Annotated in this window: 19 protein-coding genes; 15 read left to right on the forward strand and 4 right to left on the reverse strand. The window is 63.9% G+C overall.

Annotated elements, in window-relative coordinates; genetic code table 11:
- Positions 1 to 15 precede the first annotated feature (15 nt).
- Positions 16 to 342, forward strand: coding sequence for a heat shock protein HspQ (gene hspQ / locus DAEP_RS0115785; protein ID WP_027245329.1), 327 nt, complete (start codon positions 16 to 18; stop codon positions 340 to 342).
- A gap of 48 nt (positions 343 to 390) precedes the next feature.
- On the opposite strand, the gene DAEP_RS0115790 is transcribed toward hspQ, so the two are convergent.
- The 3 genes from DAEP_RS0115790 to DAEP_RS0115800 form a co-directional block, all read right to left on the reverse strand.
- On the reverse strand, positions 391 to 1965 hold the full coding sequence (locus tag DAEP_RS0115790; RefSeq protein WP_027245330.1) for a gamma-glutamyltransferase family protein: 1575 nt from the start codon (positions 1963 to 1965) through the stop codon (positions 391 to 393).
- A 312-nt stretch (positions 1966 to 2277) separates the two neighbouring features.
- Positions 2278 to 2727 carry an ATP-binding protein gene (locus DAEP_RS0115795; RefSeq protein WP_027245331.1) on the reverse strand — a complete coding sequence of 150 codons (450 nt, stop codon included), beginning with the start codon at positions 2725 to 2727 and terminating at the stop codon, positions 2278 to 2280.
- 34 nt (positions 2728 to 2761) lie between these two features.
- Positions 2762 to 3106 (reverse strand): STAS domain-containing protein, encoded by a 345-nt coding sequence (locus DAEP_RS0115800; RefSeq protein WP_008556033.1) that lies wholly within the window; start codon positions 3104 to 3106, stop codon positions 2762 to 2764.
- A 94-nt stretch (positions 3107 to 3200) separates the two neighbouring features.
- Between DAEP_RS0115800 and DAEP_RS0115805 the strand changes: the two genes are divergently transcribed.
- From DAEP_RS0115805 to DAEP_RS0115855, 11 genes are all read left to right on the forward strand, one after another.
- Positions 3201 to 4373 (forward strand): thiolase family protein, encoded by a 1173-nt coding sequence (locus DAEP_RS0115805; RefSeq protein WP_008557023.1) that lies wholly within the window; start codon positions 3201 to 3203, stop codon positions 4371 to 4373.
- Between the two features lie 95 nt (positions 4374 to 4468).
- A complete protein-coding gene (locus tag DAEP_RS0115810; protein ID WP_008557388.1) occupies positions 4469 to 4924 on the forward strand; it encodes a GAF domain-containing protein in 456 nt (151 codons plus the stop codon).
- A 197-nt stretch (positions 4925 to 5121) separates the two neighbouring features.
- Positions 5122 to 5691: a helix-turn-helix domain-containing protein gene (locus tag DAEP_RS0115815; RefSeq protein WP_008553279.1), complete on the forward strand. Its 570-nt coding sequence runs from the start codon at positions 5122 to 5124 to the stop codon at positions 5689 to 5691.
- A gap of 10 nt (positions 5692 to 5701) precedes the next feature.
- On the forward strand, positions 5702 to 6073 hold the full coding sequence (locus DAEP_RS0115820; protein WP_027245332.1) for a GFA family protein: 372 nt from the start codon (positions 5702 to 5704) through the stop codon (positions 6071 to 6073).
- Positions 6074 to 6088: 15 nt separating this feature from the next.
- Positions 6089 to 8536, forward strand: a complete 2448-nt coding sequence (locus tag DAEP_RS0115825; protein ID WP_027245333.1) for a GcvT family protein — start codon at positions 6089 to 6091, stop codon at positions 8534 to 8536.
- Positions 8537 to 8660: 124 nt separating this feature from the next.
- On the forward strand, positions 8661 to 9557 hold the full coding sequence (locus DAEP_RS0115830; RefSeq protein ID WP_027245334.1) for a homocysteine S-methyltransferase family protein: 897 nt from the start codon (positions 8661 to 8663) through the stop codon (positions 9555 to 9557).
- A gap of 30 nt (positions 9558 to 9587) precedes the next feature.
- A complete protein-coding gene (locus DAEP_RS0115835) occupies positions 9588 to 10601 on the forward strand; it encodes a GlxA family transcriptional regulator (protein ID WP_027245335.1) in 1014 nt (337 codons plus the stop codon).
- An 82-nt stretch (positions 10602 to 10683) separates the two neighbouring features.
- Complete coding sequence (locus tag DAEP_RS0115840; protein WP_027245336.1) at positions 10684 to 13134, forward strand: GcvT family protein; 2451 nt, start codon at positions 10684 to 10686, stop codon at positions 13132 to 13134.
- Between the two features lie 254 nt (positions 13135 to 13388).
- Complete coding sequence (gene dnaN, locus DAEP_RS0115845) at positions 13389 to 14510, forward strand: DNA polymerase III subunit beta (RefSeq protein WP_008555993.1); 1122 nt, start codon at positions 13389 to 13391, stop codon at positions 14508 to 14510.
- Between the two features lie 96 nt (positions 14511 to 14606).
- Positions 14607 to 15704 carry a DNA replication/repair protein RecF gene (gene recF / locus DAEP_RS0115850; protein WP_008557965.1) on the forward strand — a complete coding sequence of 366 codons (1098 nt, stop codon included), beginning with the start codon at positions 14607 to 14609 and terminating at the stop codon, positions 15702 to 15704.
- Complete coding sequence (locus tag DAEP_RS0115855; protein ID WP_027245337.1) at positions 15701 to 16321, forward strand: LysE family translocator; 621 nt, start codon at positions 15701 to 15703, stop codon at positions 16319 to 16321. The genes recF and DAEP_RS0115855 overlap by 4 nt, the downstream gene beginning before the upstream one ends.
- A gap of 9 nt (positions 16322 to 16330) precedes the next feature.
- On the opposite strand, the gene DAEP_RS0115860 is transcribed toward DAEP_RS0115855, so the two are convergent.
- Entirely contained in the window at positions 16331 to 16924 is a 594-nt protein-coding gene (locus tag DAEP_RS0115860) for a TetR/AcrR family transcriptional regulator (RefSeq protein ID WP_027245338.1), read from the reverse strand.
- 108 nt (positions 16925 to 17032) lie between these two features.
- Here DAEP_RS0115860 and DAEP_RS0115865 point away from each other — a divergent pair, with 108 nt between their 5' ends.
- The 3 genes from DAEP_RS0115865 to DAEP_RS0115875 all read left to right on the forward strand — a co-directional run bounded on the left by DAEP_RS0115865 (position 17033) and on the right by DAEP_RS0115875 (position 21227).
- Positions 17033 to 17626, forward strand: a complete 594-nt coding sequence (locus DAEP_RS0115865; protein ID WP_008556974.1) for an NAD(P)H-dependent oxidoreductase — start codon at positions 17033 to 17035, stop codon at positions 17624 to 17626.
- Positions 17627 to 17711: 85 nt separating this feature from the next.
- Positions 17712 to 20129, forward strand: coding sequence for a DNA topoisomerase (ATP-hydrolyzing) subunit B (gene gyrB, locus DAEP_RS0115870; RefSeq protein WP_027245339.1), 2418 nt, complete (start codon positions 17712 to 17714; stop codon positions 20127 to 20129).
- 369 nt (positions 20130 to 20498) lie between these two features.
- Positions 20499 to 21227, forward strand: coding sequence for a response regulator (locus DAEP_RS0115875; RefSeq protein WP_027245340.1), 729 nt, complete (start codon positions 20499 to 20501; stop codon positions 21225 to 21227).
- The last annotated feature ends 13 nt before the right edge of the window (positions 21228 to 21240 follow it).

Genomic DNA, 21240 nt, shown 5'->3' on the forward strand with positions numbered 1-21240 from the left:
GGGGCTAACATGACCATGTTGAGAACACGAGCGAAATACAACCTTGGGCAGGTCGTCCGCCACCGGAAGCACCCCTTCCGCGGGGTGGTTTTCGACGTCGATCCGGAATTCTCCAACACCGAAGAATGGTACGAAGCAATTCCCGAAGACAGCCGTCCGGTGAAGGATCAGCCCTTCTATCATCTGCTGGCGGAGAATGACCAAAGCTACTACGTGGCCTATGTCTCGGAGCAGAACCTGGTGGCGGATTATTCCGGCGAGCCGGTCGGCCACCCGGACGTGCCGGAGATGTTCGGCACTTTCGATGGCGGCGCCTATGCGCTGCATTACCAGCTGAACTGAGGGCCGCACCTGCCGGGCCGCTGCCCGGAACTGCGGCAGATCTGCCCGTCAATACCCCAGCGCACAGCCGTCCTTGCGCGGATCGCTGGCGCCTTCCAGAACGCCTGAGGCATGGATCCTGATGGCCTGCGCCCCACCCAGAGGTGTGTCCGGGACCTCTATGCGGTGCCCCAGGTCCGCAAGGGCCTGATGAACCGGTGCCGCATATCCGCGCTCGACCTTCAGGACGCCGCCGTCTGCAAAGATGCGCGGGGCGTCTATGGCGGATTGCAGATCCATGCCGAAATCCAAGAGGTTCGAGACAAGCCGGGCATGACCCGCGGGCTGGTAACCGCCGCCCATCACGCCAAAGGGCATGATCACCTCTCCGTCCTGTTGCAGCATGGCGGGGATGATCGTGTGCATCGGCCGTTTGCCGGGGCCAAACTCGTTCGGGTGGCCTTCCTCCAGAGAAAACCCCGCGCCGCGGTTCTGCAGCAGGATGCCGAACTTTTCCGACGCGATGCCGGACCCGAAGCCGTGGAAAATAGAATAGATCAGCGACACTGCCATCCGGTCCTTGTCCACCACGGTGATATAGACCGTATCCTTGTGCACAGCCTCGCTCAGCGGCGCGGCGGCGGGCATGGCGCGTTTGGGATCGATCAGCGCGGCAAGGCTGGCAGCGGTTTCCGGGGCCAGCATATGCGCCAGACGCGAGGTGTGGTCAGGATCGGCCAGAAACCGGTTGCGCGCATCATAGGCGAGCTTGGCGGCCTCGGCCTCGATATGCGCGCGTTCGGCCCCGAAAGGCTCCATCCCCGCAAGGTCAAAGTGCTTGAGGATATTCAGCAGCAGGATCGCCGTGGCGCCCTGGCCGTTGGGCGGATGCTCGGCCAGTTCGCGTGCCTTGTAACGGCCGGTTACCGGCTGTGTTGCAAAACTGGTTGCGGCGGCAAAATCTTCCAGCTTGTGAACGCCGCCTGCTGCGGCCAGCGCCTGGACCATATCCTCGGCCACTTCGCCAGTATAAAACGCATCCCGCCCGTGCTTGGCGATGCGGCGCAGCACCTCGGCCTGACCGGGCGCGCGGAACACCTCACCGCTGCGCAGGGGCTGCCCGTCCCGCAGGTAGTGGCGCCGGGCCGCGCCTTGCAGGGTGGCGGCGCCATTCTTCCAATCGAAAGCCGTGCGCGGAGCCACCGGCACGCCTTCGTCGGCATAATCTATCGCGGGCTGAAGCAGCGTATCGAGCCCCAGCCGGCCCTCGCGTTCGGCAAGGCGGCAGAAGGCGTCGATTGCGCAAGGGATGGTAACAGACTCGGGGCTGCCCAGCGGCACTGCGTCCAAACCCCGTGCCCGCATGGCCCCGGCACTGGCAGCCGCCGGCGCGCAGCCGGACCCGTTCAGCGCCTGAACCCCGCGGCCCGGGCGCGAATACAGCACAAAGCAGTCGCCGCCGATCCCGGTCATCTGCGGCTCGCAAATGCCCAGCAGCACAGCCCCGGCCAGCGCCGCATCCATCGCATTTCCGCCGCGCTTGAGGATATCCACCGCGACGCCGGCCGCCAGCGGGTGCGACGTCGCGCACAGGCCGTTGCCTGCGAAAACGGCTGAGCGCCCGGGAAGATGAAAGTCGCGCATGCTCCGGCTCCTTGCTGCTGCCGGACAGAGCCTAGGCAGGCGGTGCGGGAAGGCAATAAGATTTCCTTCCCGGTGCAGCGGGACGGAACGTTACGGGTCAAAAAACGGGAGCGCAGACTGAAAGAAATATCCCCGGTGCCGTGCACTGGTGGGGGCTAGGATACGCGGCACCAGGGGAAGCTCGTTTCAGCTACAGGTAAGGTTTCGCATATGTATTGGGCTGCGGTTGGCCGGGAATGCGGCGCCGGTGTGGCGGAGCGTTAAAAATGCAGCTAACCGGCGGGCTGCCTGCGGACAGGTGCAGGATCCGGGTCAGGAGTTCGCAGAAGGGCTGGTGACCTGGATTTCAAAGCAGAGCGACAGGTTATTGTTTCCCTCCGAGCGCTCATACTGGACCTGGCTTGCCAGCTCCCGGATCAGGAACCAGCCAAAGCCGCCTTCGGGCAGGCTGTCGGCGGGTCCGCTGACGTCGGCGGGCTTGCCCTCGGGCAGCTCGCCCTTGGGGAACGGGCTGCCGGCATCCTGAATGCTGATCCACAGACGTTCCGGGAACAGCTCCCCCCTGATCCGGACATCGCCGGGGGGGCTGCCTTCATAGGCATGTTCGACCACGTTGTTCACGGCTTCGGTCAGGGCAATTTGCACCTCGTCCACGCGGGCCCCCGGAACCCCCAGGGACCGCAGTTTGCTGACCACGGACTGAATCCCCTGGCGGGCATCCAGGTTTGTGGCTGTGAACGAGCAGGCAAAGGTTTTTACCATCAATTTCTCGCTTTGCGCCGCCAGCGCATCGTCTTCAGGAATTTGCGTTAGCAGGCGCGGTTGCTTCGCTCAGCGAACCGTAAAGGTCGAAAACCGTGTCCATCCGGGTCAGCCGGAAAACCTTCTCCACCATCGGGGTCAGCCCGGCGAGGTCCAGCTTGCGGCTGCCGCCCAGCTGCTTCATGGCAGCCACAATCGCGCCAAGCCCGCTGGAATCGATGAACTGGACTTCGGACAGGTCCAGAATCACGCGGCTGGCTCCGCTGTCGGTCTCCGTCCGCATGTCTTCTTTGAATTGGATAGCCATGGCGGCGTCAATACGTTCGGCATTGACTTTGACGATCTGGACATCGTCCGTCATGGTGGTCGTCAGGCTCATTTCTTCCCCCGGGATGTAACGTTATTCGGATGCACTCTAGACCGCAAAGCTTACTTTTCTGTAGGTATAATTTCGACGATTGGAGGAAAATTGCATGAAAGATGTTGTTATCGCCGGAGCAGCCCGGACGCCGATGGGCGGGTTTCAGGGGATGTACGACGGGGTGACGGCTTCGGAGCTTGGCGGCGCGGCCATCCGGGCGGCCCTCGAAGGGGCCGGCGCTGCCACTGTCGATGAAGTGCTGATGGGCTGTGTTCTGCCCGCAGGCCAGGGCCAGGCGCCGGCGCGCCAGGCCGGGTTTGCGGCGGGACTGGGCGAAGAGGTGCCAGCCACCACCCTCAACAAAATGTGCGGCTCCGGCATGAAGGCGGCGATGATCGCCTTTGACCAGATTGCGCTGGGCCACGCCGACACGATGATCGCCGGCGGCATGGAGAGCATGACCAATGCCCCCTATATCCTGCCGAAAATGCGCGGCGGCGCCCGCATCGGCCACGGCCAGGTGATCGACCACATGTTCCTGGACGGGCTGGAAGATGCCTATGACAAGGGCCGCCTGATGGGCACCTTCGCCGAGGACTGCGCCGAAAAGTACCAGTTCACCCGCGAAGCCCAGGACGAATACGCGCTGAAATCGCTGTCCAACGCGCTGGAAGCGCAGGCGAGCGGCGCCTTCGACGGCGAAATCGCCGCCGTGACCGTGAAAACCCGCAAGGGCGAGGTGGTGACGGATGCGGATGAGCAGCCGAAATCGGCGCGCCCGGAAAAGATCCCGACGCTGAAACCCGCGTTCCGCAAGGACGGCACCGTGACCGCCGCCAATGCCTCCTCCATTTCGGATGGTGCCGCGGCGCTGGTGCTGGCCTCCGCTGAGGCTGCCGAGGCCCAGGGCCTGAAGGTCCGCGCCCGTATCCTGGGCCACGCCAGCCATGCGCAGGCGCCGGGCTGGTTCACCACCGCGCCGGTTCCGGCCGCGCAGAAGCTGCTGAAATCCATCGGCTGGAAGGTCGAGGACGTCGATCTGTGGGAGGTCAACGAGGCCTTTGCCGTTGTGCCGATGGCCTTCATGCACGAAATGGGCATCTCCCGCGACAAGGTGAATGTGAACGGCGGCGCCTGCGCGCTGGGCCATCCGATCGGCGCCTCCGGCGCGCGGATCATGGTGACCCTGCTGAACGCATTGGAAAAGCGCGGCCTCAAGCGCGGCGTGGCCGCCATCTGCATCGGCGGCGGCGAAGGCACCGCGATTGCGATCGAGCGGGTGTGATCTTCACCTTTGCAAAATACTCTCGGGGGTGAATTGACCGCGAGGTCAAGAGGGGGCAGACAGCCCCCTCTGCTGCGTTGAAGGAGAGCAAGCCCATGCGGGCCGATTACGAAACCCTGGCCAAGACAATTGCGTCGCTGACCGAAGGCGAAACGGATGAAGTGGCGCTGATGGCCACCGTCGTCTGCGAGGTGCATCACGCTGACAGCCGGTTCGACTGGACCGGCTTTTACCGCGTTGCGGCACCGGAGCTGTTGAAGATCGGCCCCTATCAGGGCGGTCATGGCTGCCTGCAGATCCCGTTCTCCCGCGGCGTTTGCGGTGCGGCTGCGCGCAGCGGCGAGGTGCAGCTGGTGCCCGATGTGGACGCCTTTCCCGGCCATATCGCCTGTGCCTCTTCCACCCGGTCGGAATTGGTGCTGCCGGTCTGGAACGGCGCCGGGGAGCTGATCGGGGTGTTCGACATCGACAGCGACCAGCCCGATGCCTTCACCCAGGAAGACGCGGACCAGCTGGCCGCAATCCTGCGGCAGGTGTTCGGCCGCAGCTGATTCGGGTGCAGGGGCTTTGCCCCTCGGCCTGGCGGCCTCACCCCAGAGTATTTCTTGAAAGATGAAAGAGCCCGGCGCCTTGTTGCGCCGGGCTTTTTTCAAGGGAGAAGCCTCCCGTGAAAAAATGCTTGGAAATTTCACAGACTCAGGTCATCGTGAAAATAGAATGGAATTTTTCACGAGCGGGGAGAGCGGCCGTGAACGACCAGACCCGGGCAGCAGCGACACTGGGGGCCGATATCCGGGCCTTGCGCAAGGCGCGCGGGCTGACGCTGACGGATGTGGCCGCGGTGCTGAACCGGTCCGTCGGCTGGCTGAGCCAGGTTGAACGCGACATGTCCGAGCCTTCGATCTCCGACCTGCGGCAGATTGCCGAGGCGCTGGGGGTGCCGATGTCGATGCTGTTTGCCCACTCCGGCGCCCCGGCGCATGAGCATGGGTACATCGTGCGTGCGGGCTCCCGCCGTCCGATGGGCTCGGGCGAGGAGGGGCTGATCGAGGAACTCTTGTCCCCCGACCTGACCGACGATTTCGAGATGGTGCATTCCACCTTCCGGCCCAAGTCGCGGATGCAGACACCGGCCAACCGGCCCACGCAGGAGGTCGGCTACATGATCGCGGGCAGGCTGGACCTGCTGATCGGCGGCCGCAGCTTTACTGTCGGTCCCGGCGACAGCTTCCGGATCCGGCATGAGCCTTATCAATGGTCGAACCCCTATGACGAGCCCGCCGTGGCGGTCTGGGTGATCGCACCGCCGGTTTACTAGGAGGAAGACGATGATCAAGGGATCCTGCCTGTGCGGCGACATCCGGTTTGAGACCGCGGCCCGGCCGCAGGGCGCCTCGATGTGCCATTGCAGCCAGTGCCGCAAACAATCCGGCGGCATCTGGGCCTCTGCGCAAGTGCGCGACGCGGATCTCGCCATCACCGGACCGGTGAGCTGGTTTGCGGCAACGCCGAAGGCCAGGCGCGGAAGCTGCCCGCGCTGCGGCTCTTTCCTGTTCTGGAAGGGGACGGGGGAAGACACCACCAGTTTCGCCTTGGGCGCTGTCGACGGGGCCACCGGCCTCAGCATCGAAAAGCACATCTTTACCGCCTCCAAGGGCGATTACTACGACATCGCGGACGGCGTGCCGCAAAAGGACTGACATCAGGGAGCAATCATGTCCGATTTTCCATCCAAGGCCCGCGTGGTCATCATCGGCGGCGGTGTCGTCGGCTGTTCGGCACTCTATCACCTGGCCAAAAAGGGCTGGACCGACTGTGTGCTCCTGGAAAAGAACGAGCTGACGGCAGGCTCCACCTGGCACGCCGCGGGCAACGTCCCCACGTTCTCGACCTCCTGGTCGATCATGAACATGCAGCGGTATTCGACCGAACTCTACGCCCGTCTCGGCGAGGAAGTCGATTATCCGATGAATTACCACCAGACCGGTTCGATCCGTCTGGCCCACACCAAGGAACGGATGCAGGAGTTCGAGCGCGCCTGCTCGATGGGCCGCTACCAGGGCATCGGGATGGAGATCTGGACGCCTGAGCAGGCCAAGGAGCGCTATCCGTTCCTGGAAACCCACGATCTGAAGGGGGTGCTGTGGGATCCGTCTGATGGCGACATCGACCCGGCGCAGGTGACACAGGCGCTGGCCAAGGGTGCCCGCGACATGGGCGCGAGGATCATCCGTTTCTGCCCGGCAACCGGTGTCACCCAGAAGGAGGACAAGACCTGGATCGTGCACACCGGGAAGGGTGATATCGCCTGTGACTATGTGGTGAACGCCGCCGGTTATTATGCCCAGCGTGTCGGGGAGTGGTTCAAGCCCTATGGCGGCCGCACCGTGCCGATGATGGTGATGAGCCACCAGTATCTGCTGACCGAGCAGATCCCCGAGATCGAAGAGCACACCAAGAAGACCGGCAAGAAGCTTCCGCTGATCCGCGACGTGGACGTGTCCTATTACCTGCGGCAGGAGAAGAACGGCTACAACCTCGGCCCGTACGAGCCGAATTGCAAAGGCCATTGGATGTCTGAGGACGACCGGATGCCGGACGATTTTTCGTTCCAGCTGTGGTCGGACGATCTGGACCGGATCGAGGATATCGTGACCGACGCGATGGAGCGGGTGCCGCTGATGGCGTCCTCCGGCGTCTCCAGCGTGATCAATGGCCCGATCCCCTATGCCCCCGACGGGCTGCCGCTGCTCGGCCCGATGCCGGGTGTGGACAACGCGTTCGAGGCCTGCGTGTTTACCTTCGGCATTGCCCAGGGCGGCGGTGCCGGCAAGGTGCTGGCGGAATGGATCGCAGATGGCCAGACCGAATGGGACATGTGGGCGGTCGATCCGCGCCGCTACACCGACTATACCGACCAGGACTACTGCAACAAGAAAGGCATGGAGGTTTACGGCAACGAATACGCCATGCACTTCCCGCACCACGAATGGCCCGCTGCGCGGGACAAGAAGGTGAGCCAGGTTCACGCCAGGATCAAGGAACTGGGCGGCCAGATGGGCGCCTACAACGGCTGGGAGCGCGCCAACTGGTTTGCGAAGGACGGTGACGACACCTCCGAGGAAGCGACCCAGACCTGGGGCCGCTCCGGTCCGTGGCAGCAGCGGATCAAGGAGGAATGCGAAGCGGTCCGCGACGGTGTTGGCGTTCTGGACCTGCCGGGCTTCTCCCGCTTCAACCTGGAGGGCGAAGGCGCAGCCGGGTTTCTGCGCGGCATGATCACCGGCGGTCTGCCCAAGGCGGGCCGGATGAACCTGGTCTATTTCTCGGACAATCGCGGCCGCATCCTGACCGAGATGTCCTGCATCCGTCACGGCGAGGATCACTTCACCCTGATCACCGCAGGGTCGGCCCAGTGGCATGACTTCGAGATCCTGAAAAAGGCGCTGCCCGAGGGTCTGACCCTGACCGACCGCACCACCGGATTTGCAACCATGATCGTCACTGGCCCGAAATCGCGGGAGCTGCTGGCGGGCATCTCTGATGCCGATCTGTCGCTGGGCTGGCTGACCCATCAGGAAGCCGCCGTCGCGGGTAAGCCCGCCTTCCTGGCGCGGGTGTCCTTTGCGGGCGAGCTGGGCTGGGAGGTCCATTGCGCCAACGCGCATCAGCCGGAGATTTACGAGGCCCTGCTGGCGGGCGGCGCCAAGCCGTTTGGCATGTACGCGCTGAACTCCCTGCGCATCGAAAAGGGCTACCGCACCTGGAAGGGCGACCTGTCCACCGACTACTCGCTGCTCGAAGGCGGGCTGGAGCGGTTCGTCAAGCTGGACAAACCGCAGGATTTCCCGGGCAAGGCCGCGATCCAGGCCGAAAAGCAGCGCGGGGTGAAGAAATCCTTTGTCACCCTGATTGTCGACGCGGGCGAGGCGGATGCGCCCTACATGTCCTGCATCTGGAAGGACGGGGAGATTGTGGGCGAAACCACCTCCGGGGACTGGGGCTACCGTGTGAATGCCTCCATCGCGCTGGGCATGGTGCGCGCCGATCTGGCGGTGCCGGGAACCGGGCTGGAGGTCGAGATCTACGGCGAGAAATACCGTGCGGTTGTTCAGAAGGACGAACCGCTGTGGGACCCTGCGAACGCGCGCCTGCGCGCCTGATCTAAGGGCACCAGCCCGGGCCGCGATCTGCCCGGGCTGGTGCCGCATTGCAAGACAGCCCGCGCCGCCGGACCGGTTTCTGTATCCTGGCGGCGTTTGGCACCGGTAATAAGGACGGTTCGGTATGGCTGAAATCACGCTTCTGGACGGCTCGATCGGGCAGGAGGTTGTCAAACGCTCCGGCGACCGGGCAACGCCCTTGTGGTCCACTTCGGTGATGATCGAACGGCCGGATGTGGTGGGCGGGGTTCATGCCAGCTATTTCGCGGCCGGGGCCACGATTGCCACGATGAACACCTATGCCGTGCTGCGCGACCGTCTCAGGCGCGCCGGTATCGAGAACCATTTTGAAGAGCTGCTGGAGAAAGCCGCGGCACAGGCGACGGCTGCCCGGGATGCGCATGGCTCGGGGCGCATCGCTGCTGCGCTGGGGCCGCTGATTGCCTCCTACCGCCCGGACATCTGCCCGCCGCATGGGGAGGCCGCACCTGTTTACGCAGAAATCGTTCAGTTGCTGGAGCCGCAGGCAGACCTGTTCCTGATCGAAACCGTTTCTTCCGTTGAGCAGGCCAAAGGCGCGCTGCTGGGCTGCGCGGGCACCGGCAAGCCGGTTTGGCTGGCCGCATCCGTGCAGGACGGCGACGGCACCCTTCTGCGGTCCGGAGAGCCGCTGGCAGCGCTTGCGCCGCTGGCCGGGGAGTTCCAGCCCGATGCGGTCCTGCTCAACTGTTCGCGGCCTGAGGTTATTGGCAGCGGGCTGGACATCATCAAAGGCTTCGGCAAGCCGTTTGGGGCCTATGCCAACGGCTTCACCCGGATCTCCGAGGACTTCCTGAAGGATGCGCCGACCGTGGACGCGCTGGAGCAGCGCCGGGATCTGGGGCCCGAAGCTTATGCGGCCTTTGCGATGGGCTGGGTCGCCCAGGGTGCCACCATCGTTGGCGGCTGCTGCGAAATCGGCCCGGATCACATTGCCGAACTGGCCCGCCAGCTGCGTGCGGCCGGGCATCGGATCGTCTGACATCTTCTGCCCAGGGGAGGGGGGATTGGCATGGCAACTCCGCAAAAACCCAAAGCCGCGGATCCGGCCCGGGTCTGGACCATCGACATCATCGTGGCCGAAGGCTTTGTCCTGGTCGAAATGGCGGCAATACTTGAGGTGCTCAGGATCGCCAACCGGGTGCTTGCCCAGCCGCCGTTCAGATGGAAAGTGCGCTCGCTGCAGGGCGGCCGCGTCGGCTGCCGCGCGGGCCTTAGCCTCGATACCGAACCTTTTGCGGCCAAGCCGGACGCCGATTTCGCCTTCTTCCTTGGCAACTCCGACCCGGATCATCCGGGCCTCAGCCTGGGCCGGGTGATCTCCAGCTATACCTGCCGCGGCATCAAGATCTACCTGCTGGCCGAGGCTGCGGCGCGGTATATCCGCGACCAGGGCGGCGCATCCGGGCGGCTCACCACCCATTGGGAAAACTCCGCTTTGCTGCGCGAACGGATGGGGCTGAATGATTCCAGCCACGCGCTGGCCAGCGAGGACGGGCTGGTGGTGACCTGCGCCGGCATGGGATCGACCGTGGATATCATCCTGGCGCTGGTCGGGCGGCTCACCTCCGCCGCCGCCCAGATGACCGTGGGCAACATCATGCTGCATGAACAGGTGCGCGATTTCTCCTCGCTGCAGCCCTTTGCCGGCGCCAGGCCGACGATCACCGGCGACAGCGACCTGGACCACTGCATCCGCATCATGCAGGACAATATCGAAGAACCGGTGCCAATCAGCGATATCGTCGATGAGCTGGGCATCTCCACCCGCTCGCTGGAGCGCAAATTCAGGACGTTCCTCGGCACCACCCCCAACGGTTTCTACCGCGAAATGCGCCTGTCCAAGGCCAACAACCTCCTGCTCAACACCACCATGAGCGTGCGCGAAATCGGCCTCGCCTGCGGTTTTCCGAACGGGTTTTCCAGCCTCTACAAAAGCTTCTTCGGCATCACCCCCTTTGCCTTGCGCAAGCGCCGCAGGCTGGGGGAGGACGGATCGGAAAATATCCTGAAGGCCGGAGAATAGCACCGGGAGTCTGACGTTTTTGATGCATTTTGCGCCGCCTGTCCGTGATAAATCGGCCAGAGACTGATTGTGGAGCGATGACATGAGCGATCTTCCCAACAAGGCCCGCGTGGTCATCATCGGCGGCGGCGTGATCGGCTGCTCGGTGGCTTATCACCTGACCAAGCTCGGCTGGAAAGATGTGGTGCTGCTGGAGCGCAAGCAGCTGACCTCCGGCACCACATGGCATGCCGCGGGCCTGATCGGCCAGCTGCGCGCGTCCTCCAACATGACCAAGCTCGCCCGCTATTCGGCAGAGCTGTACCTGGGGCTTGAGGCGGAAACCGGCGTCGCCACCGGCATGCGCCAGGTGGGGTCGGTGTCGGCGGCTCTGACCCATGAGCGGCTTGAGGAGCTCTACCGCAACGCCGCCATGGCGCGCGCCTTTGGCGTGCCGGTGGAGGAGCTGTCGCCCAAGGAAGTGAAGGAGCGCTACGAGCACATCAATCTGGACGGCGTGACCGGCGGCGTCTGGCTGCCGACCGACGGGCAGGCGGATCCGGCCAACATCGCATTGGCCCTGGCCAAGGGCGCCCGCCAGCGCGGCGCGCTGGTCAAGGAGCGCATCAAGGTCACCGGCATCGCCAAACAGGGCCGCCGCGTCACCGGTGTGGACTGGGTCAGCGACGATGGCGGAGCGCAGGGCCATATCGAATGCGACATGGTGGTGAACTGCGCCGGCATGTGGGGGCATGAGGTCGGCCGCATGGCAGGCGTCAACGTGCCGCTGCACGCTTGCGAACACTTCTACATCGTGACCGAAGGCATCGAAGGTTTGACGCAGATGCCGGTGCTGCGGGTGCCGGATGAATGCGCTTACTACAAGGAAGACGCGGGCAAGATCCTCTTGGGCGCGTTTGAACCGAACGCCAAACCCTGGGCGATGAACGGCATCCCGGACAGTTTTGAATTCGACCAGCTGCCCGAGGACTTTGACCACTTCGAGCCGATCCTGGAAGCCGCCTGCAACCGGATGCCGATGCTGGCGGAGGCGGGCATTCACACCTTCTTCAACGGCCCGGAATCTTTCACGCCGGATGATGCCTACCACCTAGGCCTGGCGCCGGAGATGGACAATTTCTGGGTTGCCGCAGGCTTCAACTCGATCGGCATCCAGTCCGCAGGCGGTGCCGGCATGGCGCTGGCGCAGTGGATGGAAGACGGCCAGAAGCCGTTTGACCTCGGCGATGTGGACATCTCCCGGATGCACCCGTTCCAGGGCAACAAGCATTACCTGTTCGAGCGCTCGAAAGAGACGCTGGGCCTGCTTTACGCCGACCACTTCCCCTACCGCCAGAAGGCGACCGCCCGCGGCGTGCGCCGCACCCCGTTCCACTATCATCTGAAAGAACAGGGCGCCGTCTTCGGCGAGATCGGCGGCTGGGAGCGCGCCAACTGGTTCGCAAACGCGGGCCAGGAGCGGCAATACCAGTACAGCTGGAAGCGCCAGAACTGGTTCGAGAACTCTGCCGCCGAACACCGCGCCGTGCGGGAGAATGTCGGCATGTACGACATGTCCTCCTTCGGCAAGATCCGCGTCGAAGGCCCGGATGCGGAGAAGTTCCTGAACTACATCTGCGGCGCCAATGTCTCGGTCCCCGCGGGCAAGATCGTCTACACCCAGTTCCTGAACCCGCGCGGCAGCATCGAGGCGGATGTGACCGTCACCCGCCTGTCTGAGACCGCATATCTGGTGGTGACCCCGGCTGTGACCCGCCTCGCTGACCAGACCTGGATGATGCGCAACAAGGGCGGTTTCAACGTCGTGCTCACCGATGTGACCGCAGGCGAGGGTGTGTTGGCCGTGATGGGGCCGAACGCGCGCAAGCTGTTGCAGAAAGTCTCGCCCAATGATTTCTCCAACGAAGCGAACCCCTTTGGCACCGCGCAGGAGATTGAGCTGGGTATGGGCCTCGCCCGCGTCCACCGGGTGACTTATGTGGGGGAACTGGGCTGGGAGATCTACATCCCGGCTGAGATGTCCGGCCACGCGTTCGAAACCCTCTGGGAGGCCGGCCAGGACATGGGGCTGAAGCTCTGCGGGATGCACATGATGGACAGCTGCCGGATCGAGAAGGGCTTCCGCCACTTCGGCCACGACATCACTTGCGAGGACAATGTGATCGACGCGGGCCTGGGCTTTGCGGTCGCCACCGGCAAGGATGACTTCATCGGCAAGGCGGCGGTGCTGGAGCGCAAGGAAACCGGCCCCAAGGCCCGCATGGTTCAGTTCAAGCTGACCGACCCCGAGCCGCTCTTGTTTCACAACGAACCGATCATCCGCGACGGCAAATACGTGGGCTACCTCAGCTCCGGCAACTACGGCCACACGCTGGGCGCTGCGATCGGCATGGGCTATGTCCCGTGCGAGGGCGAAAGCGCAGCGGACGTGCTGGGCTCGACCTACGAAATAGATGTCTGCGGCGTGAGGGTGGCGGCCGAGGCCGCGCTGAAACCGATGTACGATCCGAAATCGGAGCGGGTGAAGGCCTAGAGCTCTCCGGCGGTTTCACCAGCGTCTGCTACGCCCCGGTCCCAGCGCCGGGGCGTTTTTTGCGGCTGCCTCACGGGAACCTGGCGGGTTCCGCTGCAACGCTTTCCGGGGTTTCGCCGTCTGGCCGTCCGCCGCCTCTTGACCCCGCCGGAAATCCCTTGGAGAAATCCATAAAAAGCCTTGTACGGCAGGGGTAAACAGGTAGGTTGCTTGTCCCGGCCGTTGACACGGGCCTGACGAAGAGGATTTGGGATATGAAGATCAGCATCGAACGCGGCACGCTTCTCAAGGCTGTGGCCCAGGCGCAGTCTGTGGTCGAGCGCCGCAACACCATTCCGATTCTGGCGAATGTGCTGATCGAAGCCGAGGGCGACAGCGTCCAGTTCCGCGCCACCGACCTGGACATCGAGGTGGTCGACAAGGCCCCCGCCCAGGTGGAACGCGCCGGCGCCACCACCGTCGCCGCGACCACCCTGCACGAGATTGTCCGCAAGCTGCCCGACGGCGCGCTGGTCACCCTGACGGCTGATGCTGCAACCGGGCGTCTGGCGGTTGAGGCCGGGCGCTCCAACTTCTCGCTGGCGACCCTGCCGCGGGAGGATTTCCCGGTGATGGCATCGTCCGAATACCACTCGAATTTCGCCGCCAAGGCCGCAGTGCTGCGCCGCCTGTTCGACAAGTCGAAATTCGCAATCTCCACCGAAGAGACCCGCTATTACCTGAACGGCGTCTACCTGCATGTTGCCAATGGCGCCGAAGGCGGCAAGGCGTTGCGCGCCGTGGCCACCGACGGCCACCGCCTGGCCCGCATCGACGCGGAGCTGCCGCTGGGCGCCGAGGACATGCCCGGCGTGATCGTGCCGCGCAAGACCGTGGGCGAGCTGCGCAAGCTGCTGGACGAGGATGACATGGACATCGCGGTGTCTGTCTCGGAAACCAAGGTGCGCTTTGCGACCCCGAACATCACCCTGACCTCCAAGGTGATCGACGGCACCTTCCCGGATTACACCCGCGTGATCCCGGCCGGCAACACCCGCCGCCTGGAGGTGGATGCAGCCGAGTTTGCCCAGGCGGTGGACCGGGTTGCCACCGTCTCCTCCGAACGCTCCCGCGCGGTGAAGCTGCAGCTGGAAGAGGACCGGCTGATCCTGTCGGTCAACGCGCCCGACAGCGGTGCCGCCGAGGAAGAGCTGGCGGTCGCCTACAATGACGAGCGGCTGGAGATCGGCTTTAACGCCAAGTACCTGCTGGAGATTGCCAACCAGGTGGACCGCGAAAACGCCGTGTTCATGTTCAACTCCTCCGGCGATCCGACCCTGATGCGCGAAGGCAACGACGAAAGCGCCGTTTACGTCGTCATGCCGATGCGGGTCTGAAGCGCCTGACGGCGCTGCCTCCCCTCTCGGCGGCAAAGCCGCCTGCCGGGCAGCGGGACGCGAGTATTTTTGAAAGATGAAAAGGGAGCGCGCCGCGTGCTGGCCCTGACTGCCTTGACCCTGTCCCATTTCCGCTCGCATTTGCGGGCGGAATTGCGTTTTGACGGGCGTCCGGTTGCGATTTACGGAAACAACGGCGCGGGCAAGACCAACATCCTGGAAGCGGTGTCGCTGTTTTCCCCCGGCCGCGGCTTGCGCCGGGCCAGCGCGGCAGAGATGGCGCGCCAGCCCGAAGCGCTGGGCTGGAAGCTGAAAGGTGAGCTGCGGGCACCCAGACAGGCCTATGAAGTGGAAACCTGGTCCGAGGGCGGCGCGGCCCGGCAGGTGAAGATCGACAACAAATCCGCCAGCCAGCTGGCGCTGGGGCAGGTGGCGCGGGTGGTCTGGCTGATCCCGGCGATGGACCGGCTGTGGATCGAGGCGGCCGAAGGGCGGCGGCGGTTCCTGGACCGGATCGCGCTCAGTTTCGAGCCGGGCCATGCCGAGGCGTCGCTGGTCTATGAAAAGGCGATGCGCGAGCGCAACCGGCTGCTGAAGGAGCAAGTGCGCGATGCCGCCTGGTACCGCGTGCTGGAGGACCGCATGGCCGCCGCGGGCCACCGGATCCATGCCGCGCGGGTGCAGGCGGTGGAACTGCTGCAGCAGGCGCAGGCGGAGGCGGAAACCGCTTTTCCCGCGGCTGAGCTGGAATTGCTGCAGTCCGAGGGCAGCATGCCGTCCTCCGAGACCGATTTCAAAGAGGCGCTGGAGGAAAGCCGGTTCCGCGATCTGGCGGCGGGCCGCACCCTGGTGGGGCCGCACCGGACCGACCTGCTCGGCACCTACCGGGCCAAGGGCATCCCGGCCAAGGACTGTTCCACGGGTGAGCAGAAGGCGCTGCTGGTATCGCTGATCCTAGCCAACGCCCGTGCCCTGGCGCAGCGCGAGGGGGCGCCGCCGATCCTGCTGCTGGATGAGGTGGCGGCGCATCTGGACGCGGGCCGCCGGGCCGCGCTTTATGACGAGATCTGCGCGCTTGGCACCCAGGCCTGGATGACCGGCACCGGGCCGGAGCTGTTCGCCGAACTGGAAGGCCGCGCGCAGGTGCTGGAAGTCTCGGACCGCGGCGGCACCTCGGAGGTATTGCAGAAATGACCGTCACAGCTTGGGATCTGACGCTTTATGCCGGCGCGCTGCTGATCCTGTTTCTGACCCCGGGTCCGGTCTGGCTGGCGCTGGTGGCGCGCTCGGTTTCGGGCGGGTTCCAGGCGGCCTGGCCGCTGGCGCTGGGGGTGGCCTGCGGCGATATCCTGTGGCCGCTGATCGCGGTGGCAGGCATGTCCTGGGTGGTGTCGGAATTCACCGGCATCATGACCGTGCTGCGCTGGGTGGCCTGCCTGATGTTCCTTGGCATGGGCTATCTGCTGATCCGCCATGCAGGCGACGCGGTGGAAGAAAACCGGGCGCTCACCCGGCCCGGTGTCTGGGCCGGATTCATGGCGGGGATTGCCGCGATCCTGGGCAATCCCAAGGCGATCCTGTTCTACATGGGGGTGCTGCCGGGGTTCTTTGACCTGTCGGGCACCTCCTGGCCGGATGTGGCCGCGATCGTGACCCTGTCCTTCTTGATCCCGCTGATCGGCAACCTGGCGCTGGCGGGCATGGTGCACCGGGTGCGGCGCGCGGTGACCTCCCCGCGGATCCGGCGGCGCATCAACCTGGTGTCGGGCGGGCTGCTGATCGCGGTGGGGCTGGTGATTCCCTTCACCTGAGCGCTGCCTCTAGCCGGGCGGCAGCAGCCAGGCCCGCAGATAGGGGGCGAGCGCATCCGCAGGTGACGCGCCGTTTTCGTGTTCGGCGCAGAACCACACTCCCAGCACATGGTTGAGAAAACCCTGGATGCCTTCTGCCAGCAGGCCGGGCGGCTGGTCCTGGCGGGCCTTGCCCGTAGCCTGAAGGGTTTGCAGCCAGCCTGTCAGCAAGGCAACCTGGCGGATGAAGCTGGCCGCCACCACTTCGTCCGGTTCCGCTGCCGTGGTGCCTGAATAGCGCAGCAGAAGGTCAAAGATCACCCGGTCCTGCGCCACATAGTCCAGATGCGGCGCCAGCCGGGCGGTCAGGGCGGCAACGTCTTCGGGGGTGCCTTCATCCTCCATCCGGTTCAGCAGGCGGGTCACCTCTTCCCCGATCAGGACCGCCAGCAGCCCGTCCTTGTCCTTGAAGTGGGAAAACAGGGTGCCCTTGGCCACGCCGGCACGGGCGACCACATCCTCCACCCGCAATCCGCTGTAGCCCTGCTCCTCCACGATGGCGGACGCCACATCCAGCAGTTTTGCCCGGGTTTCCAGCCGCCGTTTCTGCGGTGCGCGTGTCATGTCTCAGCCTCACGATTCCGTTATTGACCGCGGTCATTTTTATAATTGACCATGGTCAGTTTTTGTTTAATAAAGTGACCATGGTCAACTTAACTTGTGGAGCCCGATATGTCTGCCCGGAAAATCATGATCCTGAACGGCCACCCCGGCCAAACCTCGCTGTCAAAATCCCTGTGCGCCGCCTATCAGGCCGCGGCTGAGGCAAACGGCCATCAGGTGCGCAGCCATGACATCTCGCAGATGCAGTTCGATATGGATTACGGGCAGAGCGGGTACAAAAACCCCAAACCCCTGGAGCCGGATCTGGCCGCCTTTCTGGAAGACCTGGAGTGGGCGGAGCATGTGGTGATGGCCGCGCCGCTGTGGTGGGGGGCGGTGCCGGCCAAGCTGAAGGCGGTGTTTGACCGGGCCTTGCTGCCGGGCCGCGCATTTGACACCCGCAACGTCAATTTCATGGGCCTGCCGGCACCGATGCTGACCGGCAAGACCGCCCGTGTGCTGCTGACATCCGACACGCCTTCGCTGTGGCTGCGGCTGTTCTACGGCAACGCGGTGAAGAAATTCATCAGCCGCCAGATTCTTGGCTTTGTCGGCATCAAACCCACGCGGTTCACCACGTTTGCGCCGGCCACGGACGCGCCGCAGGCCAAGGTCGGAACCTGGCTGAGAACGGCAAGCGGGCTGGGGGCCAAAGCGGCTTGATTCTGCCAAGAAAAAAGGGGGCTTGCGCGTGACATTCCCGGTCAGACTTCGTATAAAATCCCGAAGCTAAGACAGGAAGATGTGAATGTCCGGAAACGAGCAGGCCCCCGCAGAATATGGCGCGGATTCCATCAAGGTTCTCAAAGGGTTGGAGGCAGTTCGCAAGCGCCCTGGCATGTACATCGGGGACACGGATGACGGCTCGGGCCTGCATCACATGGTGTATGAGGTCGTGGACAACGGCATCGACGAGGCGCTGGCAGGCCACGCCGACCATGTGACCGTGAAAATTCACGCCGATTCCAGCGTCTCCGTCAGCGACAACGGGCGCGGGATTCCGGTGGGCATCCACGAGGAGGAAGGCGTCTCCGCTGCCGAGGTCATCATGACCCAGCTGCACGCCGGCGGTAAGTTCGACAGCAATTCCTACAAGGTGTCCGGCGGTCTGCACGGGGTGGGCGTCTCCGTGGTGAACGCGCTGTCCGACTGGCTGGAGCTGCGCATCTGGCGCGACGGCAAGGAACACATTGCCCGGTTCGAGCGCGGCGATACCGTCAAGCATCTGGAAGTGGTCGGCGATTGCGGCGACCGGACCGGCACCGAGGTCCGGTTCATGGCGTCGACCGATACATTCTCGAATCTGGAGTACTCGTTCGAGACGCTGGAAAAACGCCTGCGTGAGCTGGCCTTCCTGAATTCCGGTGTGCGGATCATTCTGGAGGACGAACGTCCGGCGGAGAAAATCACGGCCGAACTCTACTACGAAGGCGGTGTCAGGGAGTTCGTCAAATACCTTGACCGGCACAAGACCCCGGTGATGGACGCTCCGGTATACATCGTGGGGGAAAAGGACGACATCGGCGTCGAGATCGCGATGTGGTGGAACGACAGCTATCATGAGACGGTGCTGCCCTTCACCAACAACATTCCGCAGCGCGATGGCGGCACCCATGTGGCGGGCTTCCGCGGTGCGCTGACCCGGACCATCAACAACTACGCGCAGAGTTCGGGCATCGCCAAGAAGGAGAAGGTCTCCTTCACCGGTGACGACGCCCGCGAAGGGCTGACCTGTGTTCTGTCGGTCAAGGTGCCGGATCCGAAATTCTCCAGCCAGACCAAGGACAAGCTGGTCTCCTCCGAGGTGCGCCCGGTGGTGGAGAGCCTGATGGGCGAAAAGCTGGCCGAATGGTTCGAGGAGAACCCCAACCAGGCCAAGCAGATCGTCGGCAAGATCGTCGAAGCCGCTCTGGCGCGCGAGGCCGCGCGCAAGGCGCGCGAGCTGACCCGCCGCAAGACCGCGATGGACGTGAACTACCTGGCGGGCAAGCTGAAGGACTGTTCCGAGAAAGACCCCTCCAAGACCGAAGTTTTCCTGGTCGAGGGCGACTCGGCCGGCGGCTCCGCCCAGACGGGCCGGGACCGGATGACGCAGGCGATTCTGCCCCTGCGCGGCAAGATCCTCAACGTGGAACGGGCGCGCTTCGACCGGATGCTGTCGAGCCAGGAGATCGGCAACCTAGTGATGGCGCTGGGCACCGGCATCGGCCGGGATGAGTTCGACATCTCCAAGCTGCGCTACCACAAGATCGTCATCATGACCGACGCCGACGTCGACGGCGCCCACATCCGCACGCTGCTGCTGACCTTCTTCTACCGCCAGATGCCGGAGCTGATCGAGGGCGGATACCTCTATATTGCGCAGCCGCCGCTTTATAAGGTCGCGCGCGGCAAGTCGGAGGTCTACCTCAAGGATCAGGCGGCGCTGGATGACTATCTGATCAACCAGGGCGTCGATGGCGCGTTGCTGAAACTGGGCGACGGCTCCGAGATTGCCGGCGCCGACCTCACCCGCGTGGTGGATGAGGCGCGCCAGCTCAAGCGCGTGCTGGATGCCTTCCCGACCCATTACCCGCGCCACATTCTGGAGCAGGCCGCGGTGGCCGGTGCCTTTGTGCCTGGGGCAGTGGACTCAGACCTGCAGGGGGTTGCCGACAAGGTGGCGACCCGCCTTGACGCCATCGCGCTGGAATACGAGCGCGGCTGGCAGGGCCGGATCACCCAGGACCACGGCATCCGCCTGGCCCGCATCCTGCGCGGGGTGGAGGAAGTGCGCACCCTGGACGGCCCGATGCTGCGCTCCGGCGAGGCGCGCAAGACCGGCAGCTTCACCAAGAGCCTGCAGGAAATCTATGGCGCCACCGCCCAGCTGGTGCGCCGCGACCGCAGCCAGCTCATCCACGGTCCGCTGGGCCTGCTGCAGGCGATTCTGGAGGAGGGCGAGAAGGGCCTGACCCTTCAGCGCTACAAGGGCCTGGGGGAAATGAACCCGGACCAGCTGTGGGAAACCACTCTGGACCCGGACGCCCGCACGCTGCTGCAGGTGCGCGTCGACGATATGGTCGAGGCGGATGACCTGTTCACCAAGCTGATGGGAGATGTGGTGGAACCCCGCCGGGAATTCATCCAGAAAAACGCCCTCAGCGTCGAAAATCTGGACTTCTAAGACCCTGTAGGTGTGCGGATATTTCTTCGCGGCGCGCATATTTTTTCGCGCCGCGGACGTGCTCCTTGAAGATTAGATCGCGCATTTTCAATTGTTAGGTAAATTGGGCGTCGCGGAACGCGTCGACCTGTCTGAGTTAGGCTTCTTGCAAGCGACAGAGCGATTGCTTCGGCGTCGATGCCATATCTCAACGCAGAGGCGCGTTGCCTATCAATCGAACTCCGGTAGGGGGGTAAGAGGCCGAGCCGCCGCTTTAGATGGCCATGGTTGAGGATCGGTTGAAAAAGGCCAGGCGGCATTGCAGCCTGGCGTCTGTAGACGGTCTGCGAACCGGGCATGAGTGGCAGTCGCTAAAGTTACTTGGGGGTTATGCAAAACACTACGCCACATATCTTGGTCGTTGATGACCATAGCGAGATTCGGAATGCAGTTACCCGGTATCTCGAAAAGAATGGTCTGCGAACATCGGTCGCGAAGGATGCAAGAGAAATGGATGCTGTCTTGGCATCCAGCAACATTGATCTTGTGGTATTGGATGTGATGATGCCTGGCGAGGACGGTCTTTCTGCGTGCAAACGGCTGTCTCATGTTGGCGATGTTCCGGTTCTGTTGCTGACGGCTCTCGGCGAGGACATTGACCGGATTGTCGGCCTGGAAACCGGCGCGGATGACTATCTAGCCAAACCGTTCAATCCGCGCGAATTGCTGGCGCGCATTCGAGCCATTCTGCGCAGAACATCCGGCACGGCGTCTCCGGCGGGCAGGCTTGCCGGAAAGCGCATCCGGTTCGCGCAATGGATTCTGGACACCGACCGGCGCGTGATCGTGGATAGCGACGGTCGAGAAACCAGTCTGACCAGCGCTGATTTCAAGCTTCTTGTCGTGATGTTGGAGCGGTCTCGAATGGTGTTGAGCCGCGAGCAACTCATGGAATTGACATCTGGCCGGGCAGCGGCTCCGCTAGACAGGACAATCGATAACCAGATCAGTCGCCTAAGGCGCAAGATTGAGCAGGACCTTCTGCGCCCGTGCCTCATCACGACCTATCGAAACGGGGGGTATTGCCTCGCAGCAGATGTAGAGGTTTTGGACAAGTGAGGTTTGCACCACA

It is taken from the genome of Leisingera daeponensis DSM 23529 (genome assembly GCF_000473145.1).
In the GTDB taxonomy this organism is placed as follows: domain Bacteria; phylum Pseudomonadota; class Alphaproteobacteria; order Rhodobacterales; family Rhodobacteraceae; genus Leisingera; species Leisingera daeponensis.